At 29.3% G+C, this 9,929-nt stretch carries 7 protein-coding genes; 3 read left to right on the forward strand and 4 right to left on the reverse strand.

Going from position 1 to position 9,929, the window contains the following annotated elements:
* Positions 1-88: 88 nt before the first annotated feature.
* Positions 89-1,297, reverse strand: a complete 1,209-nt coding sequence (locus GQ540_RS07045; RefSeq protein ID WP_291799416.1) for a methyltransferase domain-containing protein — start codon at positions 1,295-1,297, stop codon at positions 89-91.
* A 101-nt stretch (positions 1,298-1,398) separates the two neighbouring features.
* On the opposite strand from GQ540_RS07045, the gene recG reads away from it, so the two are divergent.
* Positions 1,399-3,498, forward strand: a complete 2,100-nt coding sequence (recG, locus tag GQ540_RS07050; protein ID WP_291799418.1) for an ATP-dependent DNA helicase RecG — start codon at positions 1,399-1,401, stop codon at positions 3,496-3,498.
* 3 nt (positions 3,499-3,501) lie between these two features.
* Here recG and GQ540_RS07055 read toward each other — a convergent pair whose 3' ends face one another.
* On the reverse strand, positions 3,502-3,933 hold the full coding sequence (locus GQ540_RS07055; protein ID WP_291799421.1) for a hypothetical protein: 432 nt from the start codon (positions 3,931-3,933) through the stop codon (positions 3,502-3,504).
* 257 nt (positions 3,934-4,190) lie between these two features.
* Here GQ540_RS07055 and GQ540_RS07060 point away from each other — a divergent pair, with 257 nt between their 5' ends.
* Positions 4,191-4,631 (forward strand): cold-shock protein, encoded by a 441-nt coding sequence (locus GQ540_RS07060; RefSeq protein WP_291799424.1) that lies wholly within the window; start codon positions 4,191-4,193, stop codon positions 4,629-4,631.
* 57 nt (positions 4,632-4,688) lie between these two features.
* Here the strand turns inward: GQ540_RS07060 and GQ540_RS07065 are convergent, their stop codons facing one another.
* Both GQ540_RS07065 and GQ540_RS07070 read right to left on the reverse strand, forming a co-directional pair.
* Positions 4,689-6,476 carry a DEAD/DEAH box helicase gene (locus GQ540_RS07065; RefSeq protein ID WP_291799428.1) on the reverse strand — a complete coding sequence of 596 codons (1,788 nt, stop codon included), beginning with the start codon at positions 6,474-6,476 and terminating at the stop codon, positions 4,689-4,691.
* A 97-nt stretch (positions 6,477-6,573) separates the two neighbouring features.
* Complete coding sequence (locus GQ540_RS07070; protein ID WP_291799431.1) at positions 6,574-7,959, reverse strand: hypothetical protein; 1,386 nt, start codon at positions 7,957-7,959, stop codon at positions 6,574-6,576.
* A 167-nt stretch (positions 7,960-8,126) separates the two neighbouring features.
* Between GQ540_RS07070 and GQ540_RS07075 the strand changes: the two genes are divergently transcribed.
* A complete protein-coding gene (locus tag GQ540_RS07075; RefSeq protein ID WP_291799434.1) occupies positions 8,127-9,752 on the forward strand; it encodes an ABC-F family ATP-binding cassette domain-containing protein in 1,626 nt (541 codons plus the stop codon).
* The last annotated feature ends 177 nt before the right edge of the window (positions 9,753-9,929 follow it).

Consider the following 9,929-nt stretch of genomic DNA (forward strand, 5'->3'; position numbering starts at 1 on the left):
AATTTATTTTAGTTGGCTAATTCCTAACAAAAAAAGAGAATCTAAACTAAGTTCAGATTCTCTTTTTTTTGTTTTTATAATTCTAAGATTAACTAACTTTTTCTAACAAAGCCATATAAAATCCGTCAAAACCAGATTTGTGAACAGAAACTTTCTTCTCTTTTACAAATTGAAATTCAGGATGATTTTTTAAAAATAGTTGTACTTGATTTTCATTTTCTGAAGGTAAAACAGAACAAGTTGCGTACACTAATTTCCCACCAACTTTTACTAATTTTGAATAGTTGTCTAAAATTTCAGCTTGTGTTTTTTTAATGTTATCAACAAACTCAGGTTGTAATTTCCATTTACTATCTGGGTTTCGTCTTAAAACACCAATACCACTACAAGGAGCATCAATTAAAACTCTATCAGCAGTACCTTTCATTTTCTTCATTACTTTTGAAGTATCTAAAGGTTTAGTTGTTACATTATGTACACCGGCTCTACGAGTTCGTTTTTTTAATTTTTTTAATTTACTTTCATAAATATCAGTAGCAATTAATTGCCCTTTATTTTCCATTAAAGCTGCTAAATGCAATGTTTTACCACCTGCACCTGCACAAGTATCAATAACTTTCATACCTGGCTTCACATCTAAATAATCAGCCACTAATTGTGAAGAAGCATCTTGTACTTCAAAGAAACCATCTTTAAAACATTGTGTTACAAACACATTTGCACGTTCAACTAATTTTAAAGCGTCAGGATGTTCAGGAATAAACTCTGTGTTAATACCTTCTTCGGTTAATTTAGTTCGTAATGATAGTTTGTTTATTTTAAGCGTGTTAACTCTTAAAATAACACTAGCTTGTACATTTAAAGCTGCAATTTCTTTAGTCCAATGTTTTTCTCCTAATTCTTTTACCGCTAATTCATCTAACCAATCTGGTATAGATTCTTTAAAAACACGTTGTTTTTGAAGTTCATCAAATTTCCCTTTAATTCTTCTTTCAGGAACACCTTGTAACTGATTCCAATCGGGTAATTTATAACCTTTTAATATGGCATAAACGGCAAAGTTTTTCCAAACATTTTCATTAGTATAATGATTTTTAGTTCCAGCAATTTCATTATATAAACGTTTCCAACGAACCATTTCATAAATAGTTTCAGCAACAAATTTTCTATCTCTTGCACCCCAACGTTTATCACGTTTTAACGCTTTTTCAACAACTTTGTCAGCATACTCTTCTTCATTAAATATAAGTCGCATTGAAGCAATAACTGTATATACTAGGTTTCTGTGTAATCTCATGGTAAATTTTAAGGTGGCAAAGATACAAAATTAGTTCATAGTAATTTTGTAATTGTTTATTGCTGTTTGAATTATTATCTTCGTCATTCAAAAAAAGATCGTTGTACAATCTAAACACTTCAATTTCATATTTAAAAGGTGTAGGACCTAATAGAGCTGATTTGTTAAAATCTGAATTAAGGATTTATACATTTAGAGATTTGCTCAATTTTTTTCCGAATAGATATATTGATAGATCTCAATTTTTGAAGATTAATCAATTGCAAGAAAACTCTTCTGAAGTTCAAATTGTAGGGAAAATTACGAGTGTAAAAACGGTTCAACAAAAAAGAGGAAGTAGGCTAGTGGCTACATTTGTTGATGAAACAGGCTCCATGGAATTGGTTTGGTTTCGTGGTGTAAAATGGATTAAAGATTCGCTTAAAACAAACATTCCGTATGTGATATTTGGTAAAACTACCTGTTTTAATAGGTTATTTTCAATGCCGCATCCAGAAATGGAATTGGTATCAACTTATAAACAAAAGTTACGTACTGTAATGCAGCCCGTATATCCTTCTACTGAGAAATTGATAAATAAAGGCATTTCAAATAAAATTGTTTCAACAATGATTCAAAATTTGTTTGAGGAGTTGCAAGGAAAATTTCAAGAAACATTATCAATTGAAATTCTAGAAAGGTTAGATTTAATTTCAAAAAATGAAGCATTGTTTAATATTCATTTCCCTAAAAGTCAGGATTTATTAACCAACGCACAAAAACGATTAAAATTTGAAGAATTGTTTTTTATTCAACTGCAATTAATAAGAAAGAAAATTGTTAGAAAATCAAAAATAAAAGGTTTCAATTTTGAAAAAGTAGGTGATAAATTTAATGCATTTTATAAAAATAGGCTTCCATTTGATTTAACTAACGCACAAAAACGTGTTTTAAAAGAAATTAGAAAAGATTTAGGTTCAAATGCCCAAATGAATCGATTACTACAAGGTGATGTGGGTTCTGGAAAAACTATTGTTGCATTATTAACTATGTTAATTGCGTTAGATAACGGCTATCAGGCAGCGTTAATGGCACCAACTGAGATTTTAGCAACACAACATTATAATTCTTTGCTTGAATTGTTAAATGGTTTAGATATTTCAGTAAAATTACTGACAGGCTCAGTCAAAATAAAAGAGCGAAGAATAATTCATGAACAATTAGAATCTGGTGAATTGGATATTTTAATTGGTACACATGCACTTATTGAAGATAAAGTGAAGTTCAAAAACTTAGGAATTGCAATTATAGATGAACAACACAGATTTGGAGTTGCACAGCGTTCAAAATTATGGGAGAAAAATGAATTACCTCCTCATATTTTGGTGATGACCGCCACGCCAATACCACGTACATTAGCAATGAGCGCTTATGGAGATTTAGATATTTCAGTAATTGATGAATTGCCGCCAGGACGAAAAGAAGTGAAAACAGCGCATAGATATGATGCAAATAGATTGTCGGTTTTTAAATTTTTAAAAGAAGAAATTGCAAAAGGCAGGCAAGTTTACGTTGTTTATCCGTTAATCAATGAATCTGAAGCGATGGATTATAAAGATTTAATGGATGGTTATGAAAGTATTTCACGCGAATTTCAAAAACCTAACTACCAAATTAGTATTGTGCACGGAAAAATGAAACCTGCAGATAAAGAATATGAAATGCAACGTTTTATAAAAGGCGAAACACAAATTATGGTTGCAACCACAGTTATTGAAGTTGGTGTAAATATTCCTAACGCAAGTGTTATGGTTATTGAAAGTGCTGAACGCTTTGGATTGTCACAATTGCATCAATTAAGAGGTCGAGTTGGACGTGGAGCTGAACAAAGTTTTTGTATTTTAATGACGAGTTTTAAACTGTCAAGTGATGCTAAAGTACGTTTAGAAACAATGGTAAGTACAAGTGACGGATTTAAAATTGCTGAAGTAGATTTAAAACTTCGTGGGCCTGGAAACTTAATGGGAACACAGCAAAGTGGTGTGCTAAATTTACGAATAGCAGATATTGTAAAAGATGCTCAAATATTAAGTTTAGCAAGAAGTGTGGCAATTGATTTATTAACAATTGACCCTACTTTAAAAGCACCTGAAAATAACTTTATAAAATTAGCTTATAAAGAAGTAAGTAAAAACAGTACAATTTGGTCAAATATTAGTTAAAACTTAAAAAATCCAATTATTTTCAGCTGATTTTTTAGAATACCAAACTAAAAATGATGCAATTATAATTACAACTATAGGCATAATAAAGTTAGCTATTGATATTTCCATTTCTTTTTGTAAAATAAAATTATATACAAATTGGAGAAGCACAGTAACAAGTGAAATAATAAAAAGTGCTATTGCTAATTTTTTTCTAAGTAACATTATAATACATCCTAGAGTTCCTGAAAAAACAGAAATAGCAAAAGCAGCAGTAACCCAGGCAGGTAAATTTGTATAATAAGCTTGTTCAGCATTAGGTAATGCTACTAAAACTTCATTAGTCATATACGCTTGGCCTAAATAAGCTGAAACACCCATAATATTCCAAAGTAAGGCTGTAATGCTAATAATCCAAAAAGTTGATGTTGGTTTGTTTGTTGAATTGGTCATAATTTTAAGAGATTTATAAGTGTTTAAGATCAAAAATAATAATAAGTACAAATTAGGTAAAAATATTTTAATGGTTTAAAAAAATTAAAATGTTATATTTGCAAAAAGTTTCAGTAAAAATTTATAACTGCGATTATTGGTTACTGCAACTCGTCATTATCAAGATTTGATGGATAATTTATTTCTTATTACCTTTGATGGCACTTTTAATCTTTTTAAAAATTGCAGTTTAACAAAAAAATATAATTAGATAATTAATGGCTGGATCACAAGAAACATTTGGTAAAAAAGAAAGAGAAAAGAAACGTCTAAAGAAAAAAAAAGACAAACTACTTAAAAAAGAAGAGCGTAAAGCAAAAGGGCAAGATAATGAGTTTGTTTATGTTGATGAATTTGGGCAGCTTACAAGTACGCCGCCAGATCCAACTAAAAAAATTAAAGTTGATGCTTCAACTATTGAAATAGGTATACCTAAAAAAGAAGATAGAGGAGAGGAAGAATCGGCTGATAAGCAAGGTAAAGTTTCCTTTTTTGATACTTCAAAAGGATTTGGATTTATTCTTGATACGACTTCTCAAGAAAAATATTTTGTACACGTTAGTGGTTTATTAGAAGAAGTAAAAGAAAATGATAAAGTAACTTTTGAACTTGAACGTGGTTTAAAAGGGATGAACGCAGTTAGAGTAAAGAAAATATAATTACACTTTTATATAAAAAAAAACAGCCAATTGGCTGTTTTTTTTATGCTTAATAAATTATCTTTTTCTTCTTTTAGAGTTTTTGTCACTAGAACCAAAAGCACTTTTATTGTCAGAGGAGCGTCTTCTTCCAAATCCACTAAAATCTCCATCAGATTTTCTATCTTTACTTCTTTTTCTATCTCTGCCGCCATCACGTCTTCCACCACTTCTTCCAGATCGTTTTTTCTCAGTAATTTCTACATTTACATTTCTACCTTCAAAATCTACATCGTTGGCTTTAAAAGACGAAATAGTTTCATCTTTATAATTTTTATCTAATTCAAAGAATGAAAAAGTATCTAAAATTTCAATTTGGCCAATTTCAATATTTTTAGCAATTTTTTGATCGTTAATTAAACCAATTAATCTAGCCGGATTTAAGTTGTCTTTTCTACCAATATTTATAAAAAATCGACTCATATTTTCATCATCTCTACGTTTCCCTCTAGAATCTGAATCTCTACCTCGCATTTGATCACTATCATTTAAATCTGGGGCATTTTGATAGTAAGATAAAAAAGTGTTAAACTCTAAAGAAACAAATCTCTTAATTAATTCTTCACGATCTAATCCTTCAAGTTTTTCATAAATTGAAGGTAAGAAATCAACGATTTCTTTTTCGTTAACTTTAATATCATGAACTTTGTCAATTAATTTTAATAATTGATTTTGACAAATTTCTTTCCCAGTTGGAACTGGAGTGCTCACAAATTGTTTTCCAATCATTCTTTCAATTGGACGCAGTTTTCCTTTTTCTCTACCGGTAACAATTGCAATTGAAATACCTTCTTTACCAGCTCTACCAGTTCTACCACTTCTGTGTGTATAAGACTCAATTTGATCTGGTAATTTATGATTAATAACGTGCGTTAAATCAGTAACATCTAATCCTCTTGCAGCAACATCTGTAGCAACTAGTATTTGTAAAACTTTTTTACGGAATTTACCCATAACACTATCACGTTGCGCTTGGGATAAATCTCCATGAAGTGCATCAGCATTATATCCGTCTTTTATTAATTTATCAGCAACTTCTTGTGTTTCTCTACGTGTTCTACAAAAGATAATACTGTAAATATCTGGATTTACATCTGCAATTCTTTTTAAAGCATTGTATCTATTTCTTTCTGAAACAACATAATATTGATGTGATACTTGATCTGAACCTTTATTTTTTTCACCTGAAGTAATTTCAACAGGTTTATGCATATAGTTTTTAGCGATACTTTCAACTTCTCTTGGAAATGTTGCAGAAAACAGTAATGTTTGTTTTTCTTTAGGTGTTACAGCAAGAATTTTATCTAATTCATCTTTAAAACCCATATTTAACATTTCATCAGCTTCATCTAATACTAGCCATTGAACGTTATTAAGTTTTAATTGCTTTCTGTTTATTAAATCTACTGTTCTACCAGGAGTTCCAACAACAATGTGCATTCCTTTTCTAAGTTTTCTTATTTGGTCATCAATACTCGCTCCTCCATAAACTGCAGTAACGTTAAACCCTTTTATATGTTTTGAAAATTCTTCAATATTCTTTGCTATTTGCAAAGCTAATTCACGTGTTGGAGATAAAATAATTGCTTGAGTATCTTTGCTTTGAGTATCAATTTGCTCTAAAATTGGCAAACTAAAAGCAGCCGTTTTTCCGGTACCTGTTTGTGCAAATGCTTTTAAATCTTCTTTTGAAGCAATTACTTGTGGAATAGCTTTTTCTTGAATTTCTGTAGGATTTTCGTACCCTAAATCAGTTAACGCCTTAATGATATTATCATTAAGACCTAAGTCTTTAAATGTTGTCATTCTGTATAAATTATTGATTTACAGATGCCCATCTATAAACCGGTTAAAAAACGTGCAAAGGTACACTTATATTTAACGCAGCCTTAATAAAAGTAACTTATTTTAATTTGTTTAGCTCTGAGTTTAGTTTCTTAGAGTCTAAATAGGTAAAGCCATTTTCCACAATTCCATTATAATTAATTATAATAGTTCGCGGGTACTTGCTAGTTAGGTAGTTATGCGCAAAACTTTTATCAGCTAGTTTAAACTGTTTTGTAATATCAAGTAATTTCAAATTAGGATCTTTGGTAATATCTTCATTGGTGTTTTGCATATTTATACCAATAAATAACATGTTTGGGTATTCGTTTTCGAGGTATTTAATGCGATTAACCAAATAATCTGACGACATAAAATCTGTTGACCAAAAATAAATAACTGAATTTTGACCTTTAATAATGTCATTAATTGGTAGTTTAATGTTGTTATGCGAAACAACTTCAAAACTTTGAAATGGTTGATTGTTAGAAACAAACTTACTATCGTTCACTAAATTTTTAACTTGTGTACGGTACTGTTTATTAGTGCAGTTTTCTAGAAATAAATCCAATTCTTTTTGATTGACACTGCAAGTAGATTCGCTTTTTAAAAAATCGTTTACTATAATTCCTTTTAATAGTGTGTTTTTAAACTCTTCCGATTTAATTTGCTGAATCGTATAATTTAAAATATTAAGTGTAATATTATCTTTAGTTTTATCTTCTTCTTTAAGTTGGTAACTTAAATTATATAAATAACTAATTACATAGTTTTGGTAAGGGTAAAACGCAACTAAATTTTCTTCATTTAAATTAATTTCACTTCTAAATGCATAAAATTTATCTGAAATTGTAGGAAAGCCACTTAGCTTGTTAGCTTTTTTATGAAATAAAGGATATATTTCTTTTAATCTGTACAAAGGGAAATGAATTGCAACATTAGTTAATTTTTTAAATCCTTCCGTTAAATTTAGCTCTTGTTTAGAGAATTCTTCAAAAAGTAAGGTTTTTTTAGCTGCAAAAGTTGCTATTTTTTTCTGAAAATCATTTTCATTCAAATAGAAAAAATCATGCATTATTTTTTCTTCTTTTTCATTTTGAAGAAATAAATTAATTAAAAACTCATTTTTAGCACTTCCATCTCCGCTAAAAACTAATGATTCATCAAAATCCCAAGTATTTAATCTAACCAAAACACTATCAGCAGGTTCTAAATAAATGTATTGAAACTCATTTCCATGTTTAAAAGTATACAAACCTTCATATAAGGAGTTGTAATTATTTAAAAATCTACTTTTTTTATCAAGTAATAAAGTGTCAATTACTTTATCGTCTTTTAATAAAAGGACAAAATTAGATTTTGGGTTAATAATTTCTCCTCCAAAATAGGTGGTTGCAGTTTTAGTAGTAGTTGTATTACAACTAAAAGTTAAAATTATTACTATGGCACTTATAAAGTATTTCATTGAGATTGAATTAAAACAAAAATACACACAACAATTGTGTTTACTTGTTAATGAGATGTTAAATAAAAAAATACTTATATTTTTAGCGTAGAATTAACTTTAAATTAAATATTTTTTAGTGAATCTAATTTACTACTTTTGCAAAAATTTTAAAATAAATATATAGCATGCTTTCAGTATCAAATTTATCTGTCCAATTTGGAAAACGTATCTTGTTTGACGAGGTTAACACGAAATTTACAATTGGAAATTGTTATGGAATTATTGGCGCCAATGGTTCAGGTAAATCAACTTTTTTAAAAATTATTTCAGGACAAATAGACCCTACATCTGGACAAGTAAACTTAGACCATGGAAAACGCATGTCTGTTTTATCACAAGACCATTATGCTTTTGATGAGTACCAAGTTTTAGATACAGTTATGATTGGTAATAAAAAACTTTTTGAAGTAAAAAAAGAAATGGACGCCATTTATGCTAAGGAAGATTTTTCAGAAGAAGATGGTATTAAAGTAGGTGAGTTAGGTGTTGAGTTTGAAGAAATGGGAGGTTGGAACGCTGAAAGTAATGCCGCTAACATGTTATCTTCTTTAGGAATTAAAGAAGATATGCACTATACTTTAATGAACGAGCTAGATGGAAAAGCGAAAGTACGTGTGTTATTAGCACAAGCTTTATTTGGTAATCCTGATGTTTTAATAATGGATGAGCCTACAAATGATCTTGATTTTGAAACGATTGCTTGGTTAGAAAACTTTTTAGCAAATTATGATAATACAGTAATTGTTGTTTCGCATGACCGTCACTTTTTAGATGCAGTTTGTACGCATATTTCAGATATTGATTTTAGTAAAATAAATCATTTCTCAGGAAATTATACTTTTTGGTATGAATCTAGCCAGTTAGCAGCAAGACAACGAGCACAACAAAATAAAAAAGCTGAAGATAAGAAGAAAGAATTAGAAGAATTTATTCGTCGTTTTTCTGCAAACGTTGCAAAATCAAAACAAGCAACCAGTCGTAAAAAAATGATTGAAAAACTAGATGTTGATCAAATTAAACCATCAAGTAGAAGGTATCCTGCAATTATTTTTGAAAGAGAAAGAGAAGCCGGAGATCAAATTTTAAATGTAGAGCATTTATCAAAAACTAATGATGGAGAAGTTTTATTTAATGATATTCATTTTAACCTAAATAAAGGAGATAAAGTAGCTTTAATATCTAAAAACTCTAGAGCAGTAACTGCTTTATATGAGATTTTAAATAATAATGATAAAGCAGATAGTGGAAAATTTCAATGGGGAGTTACTACAAATCAATCATATTTACCATTAGATAATGCAGATTTTTTTAAGGATGCTAGCTTAAATTTAGTTGATTGGTTACGTCAATATGCTAAAACTGAAGAAGAGCGTGAAGAAGTTTATTTAAGAGGCTTTTTAGGGAAAATGATTTTTAGTGGAGAAGAAGCTTTGAAACAATGTAATGTTTTATCGGGAGGAGAAAAAGTAAGATGTATGTTGTCTAGAATGATGATGATGAGAGCAAATGTTTTAATGTTAGATGAACCAACAAATCACTTAGATTTAGAGTCAATTCAAGCATTTAATAATTCATTAAGTAATTTTAAAGGAACGGTGTTATTTACAACACATGACCACGAATTTGCACATACAGTTGCTAATAGAGTTATTGAGATTACTCCAAAAGGTGTTATAGATAGGTATTCTACTTTTGATGAGTATTTAGAAAGTGCCAAAATAAAAGAGTTACGAAATAAAATGTATTCATAAAAAAGAGTAGAAAAGTAAAATCCGTATCAACTTATTTTTAGATTCTTGATAAGAATCTAAAATAGGGTAACTGATGTTTTCAAGGGTGTAGATTATAATTTTGTCACTATTTTATTGTCGTTGCATTTTTCTTCTTTTACCGTATTCTTGCAGGATTCTTCTGTTAAATTCTTGTTC

Source organism: Lutibacter sp., assembly GCF_013139515.1.
GTDB lineage: Bacteria > Bacteroidota > Bacteroidia > Flavobacteriales > Flavobacteriaceae > Lutibacter.